We start from the raw sequence: 18,980 nt of genomic DNA on the forward strand, positions 1-18,980 counted from the left end.
TTCGTGCCCAAGCACTTAAGAAAACGCATTACGTCGCGTTTTTTATCGCAGGTTGAGCTGACCTCGCAGCCTGACCACGCGTTGCTCGATGTCATCACGATTCCGCGCACGCAAAGCACCAGCCCGTGGAAGCAACTGGCGCGCCGCGTGATATGGGCCATGGGGCTGATGGTCTTTGTCACCATCATCGTCTTTTTCGACGGTGACGGGTATAGCGAGGATTTGTCTTTCTTGGATGCCGCTTATTACTCAGCGGTGTCGTTGACCACTGTGGGCTACGGCGATATTGTCCCCGTGACCCCCACCGCGCGTTTCATTAACCTTATTATCGTCACCCCGGCCCGCCTGCTCTTCCTTGTTTTGTTGGTCGGTGCTACCTTGTCGGTTCTGACGGATCGAGCCCGTCGCACGTTTGAAATCCAGAATTGGAGAAAGCAATTGCGTAACCACACCGTCGTCATCGGCTATGGCACCAAGGGCGCCGGTGCGGTCGCCGCGCTGATCGCCGACGACGTCCCAGCCTCCCAAATCGTGGTCGTAGACAATAACCGTGCGGCCCTAGCCAGTGCCGAGCACCACGGCCTCGTCACCATCTATGGCTCCGGAACCAAGCAGGACGTCCTGCGCATCGCCGGTGCGCAGCACGCCTCCTCCGTGGTGGTGACTCCGTCCACGGACGATACCGCGGTGCTGTGTACGTTGTCCGTGCGCGAGCTTAACCCTAAGGCCAAGGTGGTCGCGTCTGTGCGTGAATCTGAAAACCGCCACCTTCTCCTCCAATCCGGCGCTGATTCGGTGGTGACCTCGGCGGAGACGGCCGGCCGCCTGCTGGGCCTTGCTACCGTAACGCCAACCGTGGTGGAGATGATGGAGGATCTCCTCTCACCAAATGAGGGTTTCTCCGTGGCGGAGCGCGCGGTGCGCGAATTCGAGGTGGGCTCCAACCCGCGCCACCTGGCCGACATTGTCCTGGCCGTCTTGCGCAACAACGAGCTGCACCGCGTCGACACGGCAGATGCGTACGCGCTCAAGCCCGGTGACCGCCTGCTCTATATCAAGCACGAGATGCAGCAGGCCGCGGAAGATTCCGATGAAGACGAGGACGAAGGCAACTAATGTTCCTTCCTGTCACCGAGACCGGCCGCGTCCCGGTTACGCCACAGGGCCAGCCGGTCTTTCTGGCTGAGCCGGCGGGGGACATCGTGGTCACGGCCGGGGCCATCCATGCTTTCCTACTGGGCACCGAGGCCGCCGAGCGGCTCGGCGCGCTGCGTGATGCCACCTTCTTTAACGGTCAGCGCGACATCCTCAAAGCCCTGCATCTGATCCGTAACCGTCGGGAAGCGCGCTTTGATCCGCGCAGCGGCCGCGAGCTGTCTTATCCCGCGCCCGGGGCGGTGGGGCGCGACGGCGAGCGCCTCGTCTTCCCACGCCTTGATCCCGCCGTCATCGGTATTATCCGTCACGCAGACTCGGACCAAATCCTGTTGGCTCGTAACCGCCACCGTCCTAACTTCTTCTCCTTGATTGCCGGCTATGTGGATCCCGGTGAGACCCTCGAAGAAGCGATGATCCGGGAGGCACTGGAAGAGACCGGCCGCCGCGTGGAGTCAGTCAAGTACTGGGGTTCACAGCCGTGGCCGCCGAGCGGTTCGTTGATGGTGGGCTTTTCCGCGGTCACGGAGGATGTCCAGCCCGTGTGCGATACTGACGACGAGCTCGCTGAGGTGCGGTGGGTGTCCCGCGCCGAGCTTCCAACAATGACCATTGCCCGCCAGGGCTCAATTGCACACACGATGATTATGGAGTGGTTCCACGGTGATGAGACCGGATCTGTCCCTGCTCGATGAAGACCAACGGGCCGCCGCCACGGCGCCGCGCGGCCCGGTCTGCATCCTGGCCGGTGCCGGAACGGGCAAAACTCGCACGATCACCTATCGCATCGCCCACATGGTGGATCAGGGCTTCGTCAACCCGCAGCGTGTTCTGGCCGTCACTTTTACCTCTCGTGCCGCGAGTGAAATGCGCGAGCGTCTCAACCAGATGGGTGTCGGGGGAGTGCAGGCTCAAACCTTCCACGCCGCGGCGCGCCGCCAACTGAAGTACTTCTGGCCGCAGGTCGCCGGGGATCTGCCGTGGCAGCTCATCGATAATAAGTTCAGCCTGGTTGCACGTGCGGTGCGTTCGCTCGGTCTGGACAATAACAAGGACACCATCCGTGACTTCCTGGGGGAAATCGAATGGGCGAAGTCTTCGTTGATTAGCCCCGAGGGCTATCCCGGCGTCATCGAGTCCACGGACCGCGAAGCACCGGGGGATCCGGCCAAGGTGGCAGAGGTCTTCCGCCGCTACGAGGACATGAAGGCCACCCCGGATCTCATGTACCTTGATTTCGATGATTTGCTCATGCACATCGCGGGCGCCATCGAGAACGTACCTGCGGTGGCGGAGGTCTTCCGTGAGCAGTACCGCACCTTTGTCGTCGATGAGTACCAAGACGTGACGCCGCTGCAACAGCGCGTGCTGGAGGCCTGGCTGGGGGAGCGCGATGACCTGACGGTCGTGGGCGATGCTAACCAGACCATTTATTCCTTCAACGGAGCTTCCCCGGAGTACCTGCTGAATTTTTCCCGCACGTATCCGCAGGCCACGGTGGTAAAGCTGCAGCGAGATTACCGCTCCACTCCGCAGGTGACGGATTTGGCCAACGAGGTCATCTCGAAGGCCACGGGCCGCGCGGCGGGGACCCGCCTGGAGCTGCAAGGTATGCGCGAGCCTGGCCCCGAGCCCACTTTTAAGGCCTATGAGTCTGAGGAGATCGAAGCCAAGGAGGTCGCGGGCCAGGTTCTGACTTTGCTCAACCAGGGCGTGAAGGCTTCCGAAATCGCAATTCTCTACCGCATCAACGCGCAATCAGAGCAGTTTGAGCAGGCGCTTGCCGACGCCGGAGTGGTCTACCAAGTCCGCGGCGGCGAGGGATTCTTCCGCCGCCCAGAGATCTTGGAGGCCATCCGCGTGCTCATCGCTGCCACGCGCCGTGATGATCTGCCGAATGATCCTGTGGCCGTGGCACGTGCGGCCTTCGTGGAGCTGGGGCTGTCCGCCACGGAGCCGCAGGGCGCGCAGGCGCGTGAGCGCTGGCAGTCGCTCACGGCGTTAGTGGATCTCATCGCGCAGATCGTGGAGGACCACGAAGGGATCGACCTGCCTGGCGTGCTGGGGGAGCTGCACCGCCGATCCGAAAACAAGCACAACCCCACGATGGAGGGCGTGACCCTAGCGACCATCCACGCTGCCAAGGGCTTGGAGTGGGATGCGGTCTTCCTCGTTGGCCTCACCGAAAAACTCTTGCCCATTAACCACGCCATCAAGGCCGGCGATGAGCACGTGGAGGAGGAGCGCCGGCTGTTCTATGTCGGCATTACCCGTGCGCGCGAGCACCTGGCTTTGTCGTGGGCGTTAGCCAAGACGACCGGTTCGCGGGCTTCGCGTGAGCGAACTCGCTTCCTTGACGGCGTGGTGCCGGGAATCGAGGAGAGCCAGTCATCGAACCGTCGCTATCGCCCGCGCCGCTGCCGCGTGTGCTCGGGCCAGCTCAGCAGTCCCGCCGAAAAGGTTCTGGGGCGCCACGAGTGGTGCGAATATGAGGGCGATGAGGATGTCTTCAACGCGCTGCGCGCCTGGCGCGCGTCCGTTGCTAAGGACTCCCAGGTTCCTGCCTACGTCGTGTTTTCCGATGCCACCCTGCAAGCCATCTCGGAGGCGCTTCCCGCCAGCGAGGCCGAGTTGCTCGACATCTCCGGGGTAGGCCCCTCCAAGCTGGAGCGCTACGGCGCGGAGGTGTTGCAGATCATCGCCTCTACCCGGGGTTAGGCACCGGCGCAGAACGTACAGCGTGGGTGCTCCATCAACAGCCGGTGTTGCTCGATCCCGTAGGGGTCTATCTCCTTAAGCTCCCCGGCTAACGGCTTGCCGCCGGGAGCCCCGGGCGGGGCGGGCCTTCCCAAAAGGCGGCGGATGGTGACCACAGCATGCATCACTATTGCGGTGCGCACGATCGGATCCCCCGGCGGTTCTACCGCGGCGGCGCGGCGCGCCACCTCGTGCCACTGCTCGTCCGCATCGATGCGGTGCAGATGCGCGCACAGTGGGCAAGGCCCCGCGCCGGCTACGCGGACCGGACCGATGATGCCGCGGGCATCCAGCATCGATACCGGTAGCCACGTCGCCGAGGATTTGTGCAGGGCTTGTGCCCATTCCGTCGCGCCGTCCAACATGTCGACGGCCACGATCGGCAGGTACCCGGCCACGTTCGCGATGTACTCGGAGGGTGTTTCGCTGTGGAGAGGGGAGCGGGGCTGGAAGGAATCGTTAAGGAGGACATCGCGCAGCTCATTGGCGAGGGCCGACGTACCCAGCACGGCCACGCGCTGGGGCTGGGGCGCTGGCCATAGAACGCGGTAACTGATCAGATCATCAACCAGGCTGCGGGCAGCGGACGGGCTCGTGCCCGTATTCTCGATGGATTTTTCAATGGTTTGCCGGGTCAGCGGGGTGCGCAACCGGTTGAGCAGGCGTGCCAGTTGCGGGTGGGCCTCGAACACGCCGACGCGCGTGGCATCCATGCCACACTGGAGCATTCCGGGTTCGCGCTCCAGGATTGTGGTTTCCGGCGCCAGCATGTACGTCTGTGCAGACATGGTTTCCTCCCCGTTGATGACCCACCCCAGCTGTGCTTAGCCATCATTGCACCACAGGTAGAATGCCCTGTCATGTCGAGCAATCCCGAGGTCCGTGTCATCCGCTCCGCCCGGCGCCGTCGCACCGTTCAAGCCCGCGTTGTTGATGGCGTTCTCGAGGTGCGCATTCCTGCCTGGATGTCGGCAGCAGAAGAGCAGAAAGCGGTGGATGAGATCGTGGCGAAGGTGCGTAAGAAGCACACCTCGTCGCAGCGTTCCGATGCCTCTCTCGCTGCCCGCGCATGCACCTTGAACACTCGCTATTTGGAAGACCGCGCCACGGTGGGATCCATTCGGTGGGTCAGCAACCAAAAATCCCGTTGGGGTAGCTGCACTACCTCAACGGGCGATATTCGGATTTCTGACCGGCTGCAGGACGTCCCCGACTATGTGCTCGATGCGGTCATCATCCACGAGCTGACGCACACCTTCATCCCGGGTCATGGTCCGGACTTCTGGGAGTGGGCTGACCGCGCGCCCAAAGCAGAGCGCGCGAAAGGATACCTTGAGGCTTACCAGCGTTTCCGCTAGTTCTCTTCTTCCGGCCCGTCCTCTTTGTCCTCGCCGCCGTCGGCGTCTGTGTCCTCACCAGCGCTGTCGCTGGTGTTATCGCTGGCATCGTCCCCGGCATCCTGCTGGCGAAGCATCTCCTCCAGCTTGGAGAATTCTGCCTCAAAGCCCTCATCAGGATTGTCATCGAGCAAACCGTCGATGAAGGACGCCGGGTTCTCCAGGTGATCCGCCGTGGGCAGAAGATCCGGGTGGTCCCAGGCGGAATCGCGCTTATCGGCGCCCACCGCGACGGTGGCGCGGCGCCACAGCTCAGCGGCGGCCTCCACCTTCGGGGCGTTGAGCTCGATGCCGACGACCTGGGAGAAGGCCTTCTCCGCGGAGCCGCCAGTGGAGCGGCGGTGCGCCCACGCCTCAGTCATTGCCTTCGTAGACGGGATGCGCTCTCCCAGTGCCTCGGTCACCACGTGTTCAACCCAGCCCTCGACGAGTGCCAGGAGGGTCTCCAAGCGGGAAGCCGCTCCCGCGTTGCGGGAGGTGATCCGCGGGGACAGGTCCATGCCCTGCAGCTTGTTCATCGCGTCCTGGATGGCCTGCGGGTCACCGGATTCCAGGTTGAGCTCGCGGGTAGCTTCCTCGATATGGGAGGTGTCGATGACCAAGCCCATGGCGTATTCCTCAACGGAGGAGACGAGGCGCTCGACCAACCACGGCACGTGCTTGAACAGGCGCTGGCGGGCGGCCTCACGGGCGCCGATGTAGACGAGTACTTCCTGGCCCGGAACGTTGAGATCGCGCGCGATGGCCTGGATATTGTGCGGCAAGAGTGCGGTGGTGCCTGCGGGGGAGACAGGCAAGCCGAAGTCAGAACCGGTCAACGCCTGCGCAGCTAGGTCACCGAGGGCGTGGCCGAGCTTCATCCCGAAGTTCATGCCAGACATCGAGTTCATCATCGAGGTCATCGGGCCCATCATCTCGCGGGCCTCCTCCGGTAGGGATTCCAACTGCGCGGAATTCATGTGTTCGGCTACCGGAGTGACCATGCGCTGCCACATCGGCAGCGTCTCATCCAGCCACTGCGCGGAATTCCACGCGGTCACGGTGCCGGACGCGGTGGGCAGAATCGTGGCATCATCCAGCCACAGTTCTGCCAGCCGCACGGCTTCTTGCACAGCGGTGCGGTCTTGCTCGCTGACCTCTTTATCGCGGGAGATCTGCTGGTGCGCGATGCGCTTGGCCAAGTCATAGTTGACCGGGCCAGCACCCTCCGGGGAGTTCATGGAGGAACCCATGCCGGACAGCATCTGGCCGAACTGATTCAACAGGTCTCCTAGGCCACCGTTGCCCGCGCTGAAGCCGAAGGCGCCGAACGGGTTCTGGTCGCGACGATCGTTATCATCGTCATCGTCGTTATTGGGGAAGGAAAAACCGAATCCGTTGCTCATGGGCCCTAATCTACTAGGTTTCCTAGCGCGGATTCTAGGACCACGGCAACGCTGAGAGCGAACAGGCAGCCTAAGGCTGTAGGCTGATCCTCCGTGAAAACCCCGCAGAACCCCCGAGCCCGCCGCCTGTCCACCCTCACGTGGGGAGCCATTCCGGTGGTGTTGACGGGAGCCCTGCTCAGCGTCGACCACATCCCCGGCACCGATATCACCCTGTCGGTTCCTTATGCCGCCGAAGGACCGGGGCCTACCGTGGATACCTTGGGCGAGGTGGAAGGGGAGCCTGTCGTTAACGTCGAAGCCCCGGAAACGTTTCAGCCGCAGGGGCATCTCAACATGACCACGGTCTCTGTGCGCACCAACATGACGCTAGCCCAGGCCCTGGGCCGGTGGCTGTTGACGGATGACACCATCGTCCCCATCGAGAATGTTATCCCGCAGGGCAAGACAGATAAGGAGGTTCAGGAGGCCAATCAGCAGGCCTTTACCCAGTCCGAGTCAGCGGCCACGGTCGCCGCCATGGACTATCTGGACAAGCCCGTGCGGATTGAGGTCGCACAAGTCCTCGACGATGGCCCCGCAGCAGGCGCGCTTGACGACGCCGACATCATCACCACCGTCAACGGTGACAAGGTCACGGAGCCTGGCCAAGTGCAAGAGAAGATTCGTGCTCTTCAGCCTGGCGATGAGGTGGAGCTAGGGATCGTTCGCAAGGGCGAGGAAAAGACAGTCCGCGTGACCCTTGGCTCCCACCCAGAGCAAGGGGATGTGGCTTTGCTAGGCATCCTCATGACCTCGGTGCCCACCGAGGACATCACGGTGGACTATAACCTGCAGGACATTGGCGGGCCCTCGGCCGGCATGATGTTTACGCTGGCGGTGATTGACAAGCTTTCCAGTGAGGACCTCACCGGCGGCCGCTTCGTTGCCGGCACCGGCACTATCGGCGAGGACGGAGAGGTCGGCCCCATCGGTGGCATCGTCCATAAGGTAAATGCAGCGCAGGAGGCGGGCGCCGAGCTTTTCCTCGCCCCAGCCGATAATTGCGCGGAGGCGGTTAGCCGCAAAACGGGCGACATGGTGGTGGCCAAGGTCCACACGCTGGATGATGCCATCGAGGCCATGCACAACTTTGCAGAGGGCAAGCCCGTCGCGACCTGCGAAGGCTAGCTCTTAGACCAGGCCGAGCTCCTTGAGGCGCTCTTCCGGATCGTCCTGGTCCGTGGAGATCATCTGCTGCATGATGAGGCCTTCATCGTTATCAACCACGGTGAGGATGGCCGTGTTGCCCAGCATGGACCAGCCCACGACGCGGCTACCGCTGTCCTCGATGACGCGGGAACTGCGCAGCTCGGTGAGCACCTGGGTGGTCTGGGAAGCCTTGGTCTTCGACTTGAAGAACTGGAACTGGCCTACCTCCGATCCGGAGCAGTTGAAAGAATCCGTCACGCCATTGGGATCGCAGCGGTCGAATTGTGCGAAGATCTCTTCCGGCACGAGGCCACCGAAGATCTCATAAGCCTGCTCCACGGATTCATTGAAGTCTCCGCTGGGCTCAGCGGACTCGCTGGCGTCTTTGTCTTTGTCCTTCCGAGCAACGGAGCTTCCTGCTGTCGCGGATTCATCCTCGGCCTCCGAGCTGTCAGCAGACTCGGACGTGGCGGGAGTAGTCGTCTCGGATTCCTCGGCGGAGGTGGCCGGGGCCGGCGCGCTGGTCTTCTCCGCGGCGGTGGTTGCTTCGCTCGCAGGTGCCGGCTCAGGGGAGGGCACATCGTCCTTCCCACATGCGGTGAGCAGGCAGCCGGTGGCAAGCACGGCCGAAGCTGCGGCGGTGAAGCGGGATGTCAAGCGCACGAGAGACTCCTCTATCAATTGCGTGCCCAGCCCCGAGAGCTGAGCGCTAATGGCCACTGCATTCTGAGTTTAGTCGATTAGAGTATTTCCTCCGGATCCTGCTCCAACCCGTAGCGCAAGGCAGCGATGACCCCCGGTGCCACATTCGGACCGCCGCGCAGCTGAATATCATCTTCCGCGAAGGGGCCGGCTTCCGCGAGCTCCTCCTCGGTTGGACGCAGTTGCAGCAGGGTCAGCTCGGCGCCGTTCTCCTCGAACTCCGTGGTGCCGTCCGCGGAGCCACCGTCCATAGCGGTAGCGCGCAATACCCCGGAGAAGAGGCGGGCGGGGCGGGCGTCGCCAAGCGCGGCGTCTGAGGTGTCCTTAAACGTGATCTCCTGTGCCAGGATGACCCCGGCGATCTCCTGTGGCCAGGCCAGGCGGGAGACGTAGTCCGCGAGGTGCTCGGAACCCGGCTCGATGCCTTCCGGCAACTCTTGCACCACGAGCGTGAGGGGAGAGGAGTCGTCGACGTCACCGAGCTGTGCGGCCACCAGCTCAGTGGGGACGAGAGCAAAAAGGGTAGGAGGCGCATCCCAGCCCTCGGCGTGGATGAAGTCCACGGCTTCGCGCATGGCCTTGTTGAGCGCGCGGTGTACAGCGGGCTGGGAGGAAGGTTGGGAACTCATAAGCGTCCTTGTTCGTTGACGGTCATAGTGCTTCTCTAGACTAGAAGCTTGATACCTCTATATTCGCACGACACTTGATTGGAGCTGGAGTTGGCTTCCGGACTCAACCGACCCGCCGCCCCGATGAAACGGCCGCCCAAATTTCTCTCGTGGGTTGTCGCCATCATCGCGGTCCTCTTGTTCATTGGCCCCATGTTGGTGGGCTTCTATACGGATTGGAAGTGGTTCGGCGCGATTGAGTACCGTGGGGTCTTCACCAAGACCTTGATCACGCGCATCGTCCTCTTCATCCTCTTCGGCCTCGTAGCAGCGGCTATTACGTACGTTGCGGGCCTGATTGTGTGGCGGGGGCGCGGTGACTCGATGGACATGGCGGATTTCAATTCCCCCGTCTATCAGTACCGCAAGTCCATTGAGAGCACGATGAGTGTCTTCCTCAAGGTCATCCCGGTGCTCGTTGGCGTCGTTTCCGGCCTGTTGGGGCAAGCCAACTGGCGGACCGTCATGCTCTTCCTCAATTCCCACGATTTTGGGGTGACGGATCCGCAGTTCAATCACGACCTTGGCTTCTACGCTTTCCGCTTGCCGGTGTGGTCAATGCTGGTTAGCGCCGCCTCCATGCTGGTTGCCGTGTGCTTCCTCATCGCACTTGTGGGGCACTACATTTTGGGCGGCATTCGCTTGGGCAATCGCGCCGCTGGCGTGCGTGGTTCGTTGTCGAAGGCGGCCCGCACCCAGCTCGCCGTGACTGGTGGCATTTGGATGCTGCTCCAGGTGGCTGGCTACTGGCTGGGGCGCTACGAGTTGCTGTACAACCAGCATTCGCTGTTTACGGGTGGTTCCTACACGGACATCAATGCCTACCTGCCGGCAAAGATCATTCTCATGATCATCGGCGTGTTCGTGGCCGTGGCAATCTTCTCTGCGGTGGTCATTAAGGACCTGCGTATCCCTGGCCTGGCCGTGGTGCTCATGGTTCTGTCCTCATTGGTCATCGGCCAGGGCTGGCCGCTCATCATGGAGCGTTTCTCCGTGAACCCGAACCGCCAGGCTAAAGAGGCGGAGTCGATCTCCCGCAACATCGAGTCCACTCGCTTTGCCTACGGCCTCACCGATGAGAAGGTGACTTACGAGGAGAACTGGGGCGCGGAGGACGTCGCCGATGACAAGGTTGCTTCCGATGACTCCACCATTTCCAACCTGCGCCTGCTGGACCCGGATATTTTGGCGCCGACGTTCACCCAGATGCAGCAGCTGAAGAACTTCTACGGCTTCCCAGAGACGCTGGCGATGGATCGCTATGAAATCGATGGCGAACTCCGCGACTTCGTGGTTGCAGCCCGCGAGCTGGATCCGAACGAGCTGCAGGAGAACCAGCAGAACTGGATTAACCGCCACACCGTGTATACCCACGGCAATGGCTTCATTGCGGCGCAGGCCAACACAGTCGATGAGGTAGCTCGTGATGCCGGTTCGGCCCGTGGTGGTTTCCCCATCTTCACGGTGGCTGACTTGCAGACCCAGGCGGGTAAGGACGCCGAAGGTGAGGGCGAAACCCAGAATGCTGAAGAATCCCTCGGTATCAAGGTGGACCAGCCGCGAACCTATTTCGGCCCGGTGATCGCTAGCGCCCAGGATGGAATGGACTACGCCATCGTGGGCAAGACCGGTGATGAGGCCGTCGAGTATGACACCGATACCTCTACCTACACCTATGACGGTAAGGGTGGCGTCGACATCGGCAACATTGTTGACCGCACTGCCTTTGCGCTGAAGTACCAGGAACTCAACTTCCTGCTCTCGGACCGCGTGGGGCCGGAGTCCAAGCTGCTCTATGACCGCGACCCGCGCGAGCGCGTGGAGAAGGTTGCTCCCTGGCTAACGACGGATTCCTCCACCTACCCGGCGGTCATCGACGGCCGCATCAAGTGGATCGTCGACGGCTACACCACCTTGGATTCTTTGCCGTACTCGCAGCGCACCTCTCTGACGGAGACCACCCAGGATGCGCAGAACCCCACGGGCACGACGCAGCGCTTGGTCAACGATCAGGTGGGCTATATCCGTAACTCGGTGAAGGCGACTGTCGACGCCTACGATGGCACCGTCGACCTCTATGAGTTCGACACCGAAGACCCCGTGCTTAAGGCCTGGGAGGGTGTCTTCCCGGGCGTCGTCAAGCCCGAGTCGGAGATCTCCGACGAGCTGCGTCAGCACATGCGCTACCCGGAGGACATGTTCAAGGTACAGCGCAACCTGCTGGCCAAGTACCACGTGGATGACCCGGGCGTCTTCTTCAACAACGATGCCTTCTGGTCCGTACCGGAGGATCCGACCGCTGGTGAGTCCCAGGGCTTGAACCAGCCGCCGTACTACGTGCTGGCTTCCGACCCGGAGACCAACAAGCCGAGCTTCCAGCTCATCACCTCCTACCGCGGTCTGAACCGTCAGTTCCTTTCTGCACACATGGCGGTGTCCTCCGACCCGGATACCTACGGTGATATCACCGTGCGTGTGCTGCCGACGAATACCCAGACCCAAGGTCCGAAGCAGGCGCAGGACGCCATGATGTCTTCTGACCAGGTGGCTCGTGACCGCACGCTGTGGCAGGGCTCGAATGATCTAAAGAACGGCAACCTGCTGGCCCTGCCGGTGGGTGGGGGAGAGATCCTCTACTTGGAGCCGATCTACTCGCAGCGCAAGGGCCAGGAGTCTGCCTTCCCGAAGCTGCTGCGTGTGTTGGTCTCCTATAAGGGCCGCGTGGGCTATGCCCCGACGATTGGTGAGGCCCTGGAGCAGGTGGGCATCGACCCGAAGGCTGCCCAGGACATCACCGAAATCGAAGGTGACTCCGGCAAGCAGACGGAGAAGGACGAGCAATCCACCGATAGCGAGAAGAAGGATGCGGAAGACGCTAAGGACTCCGATGCTTCTGCACCGGCCTCCGCTCCGAAGGCATCTAGCGAAGGTGAGGCTATCGACGCTATCAACAAGGCTCTCGACGGCGTGGACAAGGCTAAGAACGGTTCCTTTGAGGAGTACGGCAAGGCCCTGGACGAGCTCGATAAGGCAGTAGAGGACTACCGCTCGCTGCAGTCTCAGTAAGTCTGGATAGGCGCCGGTACAACAGCCCGGCGCCTTACCTATGAAATGGCGCCTGCCCAGGGGATTTGGGTAGGCGCCATGGTGTCTGTATAGTTACATCCGTCGCCGGCACACGGGACAGTGTGCAGAGCGCTTGATGTTTGGAAGTACATCTCGACGCGGGGTGGAGCAGCTCGGTAGCTCGCTGGGCTCATAACCCAGAGGTCGTCGGTTCGAATCCGGCCCCCGCTACCAACTTCCAGAACCCCACCAGTCAACATGGCTGGTGGGACTTCTTCGTTTTCGACTAGCGGGGCGGAACCCCGATTTGCGGAACGATGTTTGTGTCTAGGAATCCTGTGGCAAGAGCTAAGTGGATAGAGTGGGGTCACGTATAAATCGCAAGGTAATGGAGGATTGTCATGTCTGCTTCGGCTCCACGAGTATTGCTCCTTGGGTTTGGCGCAATCGGGCGTCAATTGGTGTCACTCTTTGACCCATCGGAATTCGAAGTCAGTGCATTTGTTCGTGATGCTGCCCCGCACCGAGAACGCGGCGCCTTGGGAGTATCCCTTTACGATGACAACCTTCCCAGGCTCATCGATGCCCACGATATCGTGGTTGAATGCGCAGGCGTTGCGGCGGCGAAAGAACACGGACCGGCGGTGATTACACGTAGCAAGGATCTGGTGTTGACTTCAGTAGGCGCTTTGGCCGATCCTGATGCGCGCCAAACACTGTTGTCTGGGCCTGGAAAAGTGCATGTCACCTCTGGTGCGATCGGCGGATTTGATTTGTGGGCAGCGCTTGCAGAGTCGAATGCCGTGGACACCGTAAAGATTCGAACGACCAAGAAAGCCGAAGCCCTCATTCAAGGCTGGATGAATGATGACGAGCGCGCGCAACTAGAAAACGCAACAGAACCGTTTCTACTTTTCAGTGGCAGCCCTAGTGACGCGATTGCAAAATTCCCTGGCAACGTCAATGTTTCCGTCGCCCTTGCCTGGGCGACTCGCGGCAAAGGCCCCAGCGATGACGAGTTACTTGCGCGTTCACTTGAGCGCGTATCGGTTGAGCTCATTGCTTCTCCGAATCTGATTAGAACACGTCATGACATCGAGGTATCAGGCTCTGCCGGTAAGTTCTCTCTGGTTAGCGAATCTGCTCCCAGTCCCGTAAATCCCAAAACCTCAGCCATTACGGCGTTGTCGGTTGCGCACACTTTAAGACACGCGATGGCTCCGCTTCAGTAGCGGAGGTGGTGCCCTGCAGGGTGGAGTACTACGTCACGACAGTCACCGTAAATAAGCCCCGAAATCTTGAAGATTCGGGGCACTATTTACCGTGAATGACGTTCTTCGGGAGAGCGGTTAGCGGTTCAGGCTTCTAATTACGACAACCAGAGCGATAACGAGACCGAACAAGACTAGCAATCCAAGCCCCACCAAAAGGAAGGGGAATCCGGAGAAGAGCGATGAGTCATCGTTGTCTTGCGCGCGGTTCTCCGTGTCTTCTTTATCTTCTTTTTCTGCTGGCGCAGAGGGCTTCTCGGTCTCGAGTTTGACTGGCGCAAAGGTCGGCTCCGGAACGGGATCGCCCATGGCGTCTGCCACGAGGTCATAAGTAAGCACCGGCAACTGGGTGTTTTCGTCGATTTCTTGCTCGGTCAGGAGCTGCTCGTAGTTAACAGCGATGTATTGCTCGCCGCCCTGCCACACTTTTTCGATTTCCGGAGTCCCAGAACCATCGTTGTGCGAACCTCCATAGCGGTTGGCAAAGAGGATCGGTGCTGGGTAACTGAAATCGATTGTGCCGTCTTTAATTACGACGGCGCGGGAACCCTCCAGATCAATTTTTGCGCGTGCTTCGTTGTAGCCGGTAAGAACGAGGGAGTCACCCGGCCCATTGTTGTCAAAGTCATCGGCCTCTTCGACCATGGAGACCGTGCCGGCAACCTGTTGCCCGTGTTCGGCAGAGATGCGATAAAAGTGGGTTTCGCCAGGCACAATCTGTGCGCGTACCGGCTGCTGTGGGGTGAGCTCAGCAGCGTCGGTGAACCACGTTCCGGGAGTAACCTCAGTGGCGCCACCGGAAGCCGTGACGTGGCCGGGTTCGGTCTTTTCCTCGGCCGGATCTGGTTGGCCCTCCATGTCCGGCTCGCCAAAGCGGGTGATGGTCACTTCCACCCCCAATTCTTCGTCCTGCTTCCAGTCACCATTTCTTTCGATGGCGAAGGCAAGCTCATCGGAGTTGCAGCCCTCTTCACCGCCTTGGGTGCTATACAAGGTTGCTGTTTGGTATTGGTTCGGGCCGAGGTCATTAGCGGTAGCGGTGTCGAGCTTGCAGGATAGCTCGGCTGAATCAATACCTAAGTGGAATGATCCACCTTTTCGGAAGTTGTTGATGCTTGGTGTTTGCGTCGTGTTGGCACTAATCACCACGTGCTCGCCTTCAGCAATGGGGGTGGTGAAGTAGGTGGTGGATTCAGCGGAGTGCCCTTTACCTTCCGTCGGTGGAAGGGTGGTGGAAAAGGCCTCTACGTCACGGCCTACCTTGGCCGGGGAACCTTCGGTTTCGCCGCCTTCGATCTCCTCTAAGTCTGACTCGTAGGCGTTGAAGGTGCGCGGTGCTGCGCGGTTGAGTTCCTTGGCCAAACTATCGGCGTCGGAGGCGTCGGCGTAGGTCCCGCCGGTGGCGTCGGCAATGCACTGCAGTTCCTGCTGTGCCTCGGGCTCAACGTTGAAGCCGACGGTGTTGATGACTAGGTCGATGCCCTGTTCTTTCAGCTCTTTCGCCACATCACACACGGGTGGCGGGGTGCAGGTGGCAACGCCATCGGAGACCAAGATGATGCTGCGCTGGCCTTCCTTTGGTAGCTCAGCGGCGGCCTTGCGGAGGGACTCGCCGATGGGGGTGAAACCACGTGGCTGCAAGCCATCCATATGGGCGATCATTTTCTCAGAGTTACCGGCCTCGGGTGGTGTTACTACGGTGATGTCCTGGCAACCGGCCGCCTCATCTTCGGGGGCTTCGCCGGTGTTGCCACCATAGGTGACAAGCCCCAGAGGGGCGTCGTCACCAGCCTCCGTGATGAAGGTGCGGGCGGCATCTTTGGCGGCATCAATGCGGGTCTGCCCGCCGGCATCGTTGGTGATCATGGAACCGGAGGAATCGAAGACCACCATGGTCGGAGCCATGGTGCTGGAAGAGGAACTGGGGGCATTCGTCTCTTCTTCAGCAGAGGCTACTGGAAAGAGGCCTGATACAACGGCAAGAGCGGTTGTTCCAAGAACAGCGATCAACGCCGTTAACAGGGGCGTTAGAGAGAAGCGTGACGTGTTTTCCATGTGAGCCAAGCTACATTGAACGCCTGCGTGCCGCTTGCCTTCGAAAAGGCGGTGGGGAATATCCCCCGAGCTACCTGCATGATTCTTCTTTAAAATCGCCCCATGACAGCAGAAGACGACTTTTATGCCCTGAAGTATTCCTTCGACAGTGTCCCCACGCGCCCGATCATCGACTTTGCGGAAAGCGCCCGCCCAGATTCGCCTACCACCTCCAAGCTGTGCGGAACCCCGTACCTGCCAGAGCACGCGCCGTACCCCGAGTACGACGACGAGCCCATGTTCTTTATTGCCCAGTTCAACTTCGCTGAGTTTGAACCGCTTCCCGGTTTCCCTACCTCCGGCCTCCTTCAGCTTTTCGTACCCGGTGAGTACGGATGGGGAATGGAACTCTGTAACAAGTATGTGGCGACAGGTGAACGCACTTCCACGCCCTTCGCTCGATACCTTGAAGACATCTCCGCCCCACACGTAGGCGAGGTGCCGGAGGAAGTAGAGGATTCAGGAGAGCACCCAGCGGAGGAACCGCTGGAGGCTACGACTATCGACGGGAAGCTGAGCGAGCTGAGCGTTACCGAAAACGCGCACGAGTTCGGCCGCACCGCCTTTTGGAACAACGACCTTAGGGCTCTCCTGCGGCGCGGCGAGGACCTGGTGGATGTTCACACATACGGCTGGGGCATTATCACGCGGCGCGTTATCGACGGGGAAACCACAATCGAGGCGACGAAGCTCCCCGGCGATACTAAGGACGGCCAGAAGGAATTGTTCGATGAGATTGTGGCCAGCGTTGAAGCCGAGGGGTTCAGCGTTGATCCCACCGCTGAGGAATCAGAGGAGCGCGTAAACCTCGAGGACGGGCAGTGCGAGGTTCGCCTCGGCGGCTACGCTACCTACTGGAACCCCAGCAAACTTCCTATTAGCGATGAACACATCGCACTCGCGACGGCGGATAATGGTGGCACATTCGAATGGGGTGATGGAGGAATCGGAAACTTTTACATCCACCCCGAAGACCTCGCCGCGCGTAACTTCGACAAGGTTCTCTTCGACTGGGACTGCGGCTAAAGCGGCTGCCATCCCTATCGCTCATCCAGCGCCCGCAGATAAAACCACCGGATCAGAGCGCGCCGGGGTATATCGAGCAGCGGGCGCAGGAAGGTTAGGTGGGCGGGGTGGGAGGAGGCGTCGACAAGCAGCAGCGTGCGCCCATCCCGCAGGCGTTCTAAGGTGAAGGTCTCCTCGCCGCGCTCAATGTGGCCGGGGAGGGTGCCGTAGGTAAAACCGCAGCGTCCCTCCTCGTGGAACACATCCACCACTCGGCAGCGAAACTCCCACGGCCCCAACCCGAGGCCGACCTCCGCGCCTTCTTCCACCGTGGCGTGGCTCGGGCGAACCCGAAAAAGACCGCTGCGCTGCGGGCCCCAGCGGAACAGTTTGTCTGCGGCAATATCGAAATCGGCGTCTATGACACGGGACATGTGCAGCTGCGGGAACCCTTCGGCGGAGGAGTAGGAGAGTGGCTCAGGCATGGGGCTTAGCCTAGTCAAACTGCCCTTAGAAGATGCTTGAGAAGAGTAAAATAGGGTGTATACAGGAGAAACGACAACGACTTATCGTTCCTGACTTAGCGCGCGGCACGGCGCTTTTGGGGATTGCCATGGCGAATGCTGTGCAGAGCTGGGTAGTCAATGAGTGGTCGATAGGCCCCAGCTCCACCGTGGGCGGTGTGCGCCCCGGCAGCACTTTAGACATTTTCTCCGCGGTGTTCACCGGCATGTTTGTACGTGTGCGAGGCCTGCCGATGTTCTGCATGCTGTTGGGCTTCGGCATTGGTCTCATTGCTGCGAGCCTGCAGCGCAAGGGCTACACCACTACAGAGTCACGGCGTGTGCTCATCCGCCGCTACGGATTGCTGGCGGTCTTTGGTCTGGCACATGGCTTCGTGCTTTTCGACGGGGACATCATGCTGGTCTATGGCCTCATGGGCATCGCGTTGGCTCGGTGCTTTACGCTCTCGACGCGCACGCTGCGGCGCATTGCCTACTGGTTCTTTGGCGGCTATGCGGCTTTCGCCGGTTCGGGCGCATTGGGAGCCTATTTTGGTTACTTCAATCCTCTGCCCAGTTCGCGGCCGATGACCGATGACCTTGTCACCTTCGGCGACTATTTCGCCCGCAACCTGCGCGGTGAGGTTGCTGCCTTGGGGCAGGTCCCCATCGTCTTCGTGGGGCTAGTAGGTGCCTTGCTCATCGGGTACATCTGGGCGCGGGAGGGCGTGCTGGCCAACGTTTCTGCACACCGCCGCACTCTCATCACCTGGGTTGTCATCGCAGGCGCGGTCATCGTCTTTGTGGGGCTTCCGTGGGGTCTTACTGCCGCTGGCGTTTTACCAATTGAACTGGAACCAGTGTTCTTCATGCTGAACCAGGCTTGTGGCTTTCTTACTGGTCCTGGCATTCTGGCGATATTGGCACTGCTCACGGAGAGACTCGACAACCGGGTCCCCGGGTGGGCCTATGCTTTCGTAGCGCTAGGCAAGCGCTCGATGTCGGGCTACATTTCGCAGTCGGTCTTCTTCATCATTCTGGTTACCCCAGCTGGCTTCGGACTAGGTGCGGATGCTTCGGTGAGTGGCAAGCTTGGTATCGGTCTGCTGGTCTTTGTCCTGACGCTGCTGCTCGCTGCTCTGCTTGAGGCTTGGGGCAAACCTGGCCCGTTCGAGTGGGCGCATCGCCGGTTGGCGTATGGCCCAACGGGTCGTATTGAGCCTAAGTCGGCTCTCGGGTCGGCTTGACGTTGGTCTAAGCGGCTGCTTCCTCACACAGGAGCCAACTGCAGAGCTCCTTTTGGGCGCGGTCGACGCCTCCGGAGTAGCTTTCCTCGAGCTCCAGCTTGACGCCATCAAAAATGCGCTCTGAGATGAGTTCCGCGCGCTCTCTGCTCAGCTTCCCCTGCAGCTCATCGAGGGGCACCTTGAGCTCCGTATACGGGCTCGGACGAAAGTACCATGACCGCATGTCGTCGGCGTAGACGACGATAATCGTCTTCGTCATCTGCGATTCCAGCACAACATTTCCAAATACCAGTGACGTCAGCGTCTTCGATTCCATGGCCGCGATTGTAGGCCTGTGTAATGGAATATACGAGGCTTCATTTTTGGAGGCGTTCCGATATATTTTGTCAACCTCGCGGGTGTCTTAATCGGGGTTGATGTTTCAGCCGGGGCCGTTTGGACGTGTTGTTGTCGGACATGGCTTCAGCTCTGCAGGCATTGCCGCTGAGCAGTAATGGGAAGCTGGATCGTCGTGCCCTCCCCGATCCAAATTAAGTTAA

General features: G+C 60.6%; 16 protein-coding genes and 1 tRNA gene. 10 read left to right on the forward strand and 7 right to left on the reverse strand.

Features of this window, described 5'->3' with window-relative positions; genetic code table 11:
- The first annotated feature begins 3 nt into the window (after positions 1 to 3).
- The 3 genes from HMPREF3056_RS02995 to HMPREF3056_RS03005 are packed head-to-tail and all read left to right on the forward strand — an operon-like array spanning position 4 to position 3,873.
- Complete coding sequence (locus tag HMPREF3056_RS02995) at positions 4 to 1,116, forward strand: potassium channel family protein (protein WP_049156104.1); 1,113 nt, start codon at positions 4 to 6, stop codon at positions 1,114 to 1,116.
- Positions 1,116 to 1,850, forward strand: coding sequence for an NAD(+) diphosphatase (locus HMPREF3056_RS03000; RefSeq protein WP_049156107.1), 735 nt, complete (start codon positions 1,116 to 1,118; stop codon positions 1,848 to 1,850). Before HMPREF3056_RS02995 ends, HMPREF3056_RS03000 begins: the two co-directional genes overlap by 1 nt.
- A complete protein-coding gene (locus HMPREF3056_RS03005; RefSeq protein WP_158397690.1) occupies positions 1,822 to 3,873 on the forward strand; it encodes an ATP-dependent DNA helicase UvrD2 in 2,052 nt (683 codons plus the stop codon). The genes HMPREF3056_RS03000 and HMPREF3056_RS03005 overlap by 29 nt, the downstream gene beginning before the upstream one ends.
- On the opposite strand, the gene HMPREF3056_RS03010 is transcribed toward HMPREF3056_RS03005, so the two are convergent.
- Positions 3,870 to 4,700: a hypothetical protein gene (locus HMPREF3056_RS03010; RefSeq protein ID WP_049156110.1), complete on the reverse strand. Its 831-nt coding sequence runs from the start codon at positions 4,698 to 4,700 to the stop codon at positions 3,870 to 3,872. The two genes, HMPREF3056_RS03005 and HMPREF3056_RS03010, sit on opposite strands and share 4 nt — an antisense overlap.
- Before the next feature lie 72 nt (positions 4,701 to 4,772).
- On the opposite strand from HMPREF3056_RS03010, the gene HMPREF3056_RS03015 reads away from it, so the two are divergent.
- Positions 4,773 to 5,270 carry a M48 metallopeptidase family protein gene (locus tag HMPREF3056_RS03015; protein ID WP_046647471.1) on the forward strand — a complete coding sequence of 166 codons (498 nt, stop codon included), beginning with the start codon at positions 4,773 to 4,775 and terminating at the stop codon, positions 5,268 to 5,270.
- On the opposite strand, the gene HMPREF3056_RS03020 is transcribed toward HMPREF3056_RS03015, so the two are convergent.
- Positions 5,267 to 6,694 carry a zinc-dependent metalloprotease gene (locus tag HMPREF3056_RS03020; protein WP_049156115.1) on the reverse strand — a complete coding sequence of 476 codons (1,428 nt, stop codon included), beginning with the start codon at positions 6,692 to 6,694 and terminating at the stop codon, positions 5,267 to 5,269. The genes HMPREF3056_RS03015 and HMPREF3056_RS03020 overlap by 4 nt on opposite strands.
- Positions 6,695 to 6,787: 93 nt before the next feature.
- Here HMPREF3056_RS03020 and HMPREF3056_RS03025 point away from each other — a divergent pair, with 93 nt between their 5' ends.
- Positions 6,788 to 7,864, forward strand: a complete 1,077-nt coding sequence (locus tag HMPREF3056_RS03025; protein ID WP_070754068.1) for a YlbL family protein — start codon at positions 6,788 to 6,790, stop codon at positions 7,862 to 7,864.
- Positions 7,865 to 7,867: 3 nt separating this feature from the next.
- Here the strand turns inward: HMPREF3056_RS03025 and HMPREF3056_RS03030 are convergent, their stop codons facing one another.
- Both HMPREF3056_RS03030 and HMPREF3056_RS03035 read right to left on the reverse strand, forming a co-directional pair.
- Positions 7,868 to 8,548 (reverse strand): beta-N-acetylglucosaminidase, encoded by a 681-nt coding sequence (locus HMPREF3056_RS03030; protein WP_070754084.1) that lies wholly within the window; start codon positions 8,546 to 8,548, stop codon positions 7,868 to 7,870.
- A 77-nt stretch (positions 8,549 to 8,625) separates the two neighbouring features.
- Positions 8,626 to 9,216 carry a PPA1309 family protein gene (locus HMPREF3056_RS03035; protein ID WP_070754069.1) on the reverse strand — a complete coding sequence of 197 codons (591 nt, stop codon included), beginning with the start codon at positions 9,214 to 9,216 and terminating at the stop codon, positions 8,626 to 8,628.
- Between the two features lie 123 nt (positions 9,217 to 9,339).
- Here HMPREF3056_RS03035 and HMPREF3056_RS03040 point away from each other — a divergent pair, with 123 nt between their 5' ends.
- From HMPREF3056_RS03040 to HMPREF3056_RS03050, 3 genes are all read left to right on the forward strand, one after another.
- Positions 9,340 to 12,321, forward strand: a complete 2,982-nt coding sequence (locus HMPREF3056_RS03040) for a UPF0182 family protein (protein WP_070754085.1) — start codon at positions 9,340 to 9,342, stop codon at positions 12,319 to 12,321.
- 157 nt (positions 12,322 to 12,478) lie between these two features.
- Positions 12,479 to 12,555, forward strand: a tRNA-Met gene (locus HMPREF3056_RS03045).
- A gap of 167 nt (positions 12,556 to 12,722) precedes the next feature.
- Positions 12,723 to 13,553, forward strand: a complete 831-nt coding sequence (locus HMPREF3056_RS03050; RefSeq protein WP_070547127.1) for an aspartate dehydrogenase domain-containing protein — start codon at positions 12,723 to 12,725, stop codon at positions 13,551 to 13,553.
- A 117-nt stretch (positions 13,554 to 13,670) separates the two neighbouring features.
- Here HMPREF3056_RS03050 and HMPREF3056_RS03055 read toward each other — a convergent pair whose 3' ends face one another.
- Entirely contained in the window at positions 13,671 to 15,647 is a 1,977-nt protein-coding gene (locus tag HMPREF3056_RS03055) for a vWA domain-containing protein (protein ID WP_246822460.1), read from the reverse strand.
- 102 nt (positions 15,648 to 15,749) lie between these two features.
- Here HMPREF3056_RS03055 and HMPREF3056_RS03060 point away from each other — a divergent pair, with 102 nt between their 5' ends.
- Entirely contained in the window at positions 15,750 to 16,712 is a 963-nt protein-coding gene (locus HMPREF3056_RS03060) for a YwqG family protein (RefSeq protein ID WP_070680644.1), read from the forward strand.
- Between the two features lie 14 nt (positions 16,713 to 16,726).
- Here HMPREF3056_RS03060 and HMPREF3056_RS03065 read toward each other — a convergent pair whose 3' ends face one another.
- A complete protein-coding gene (locus tag HMPREF3056_RS03065) occupies positions 16,727 to 17,176 on the reverse strand; it encodes a DUF1990 family protein (protein ID WP_046647479.1) in 450 nt (149 codons plus the stop codon).
- A gap of 128 nt (positions 17,177 to 17,304) precedes the next feature.
- On the opposite strand from HMPREF3056_RS03065, the gene HMPREF3056_RS03070 reads away from it, so the two are divergent.
- On the forward strand, positions 17,305 to 18,441 hold the full coding sequence (locus HMPREF3056_RS03070; protein ID WP_232760993.1) for a DUF418 domain-containing protein: 1,137 nt from the start codon (positions 17,305 to 17,307) through the stop codon (positions 18,439 to 18,441).
- A gap of 7 nt (positions 18,442 to 18,448) precedes the next feature.
- Here the strand turns inward: HMPREF3056_RS03070 and HMPREF3056_RS03075 are convergent, their stop codons facing one another.
- Entirely contained in the window at positions 18,449 to 18,757 is a 309-nt protein-coding gene (locus tag HMPREF3056_RS03075; RefSeq protein WP_046647481.1) for a hypothetical protein, read from the reverse strand.
- Between the last annotated feature and the right edge of the window lie 223 nt (positions 18,758 to 18,980).

Origin of the sequence: Corynebacterium sp. HMSC056F09 (assembly GCF_001815785.1) — a bacterium.
GTDB classification, from domain to species: domain Bacteria; phylum Actinomycetota; class Actinomycetes; order Mycobacteriales; family Mycobacteriaceae; genus Corynebacterium; species Corynebacterium hiratae.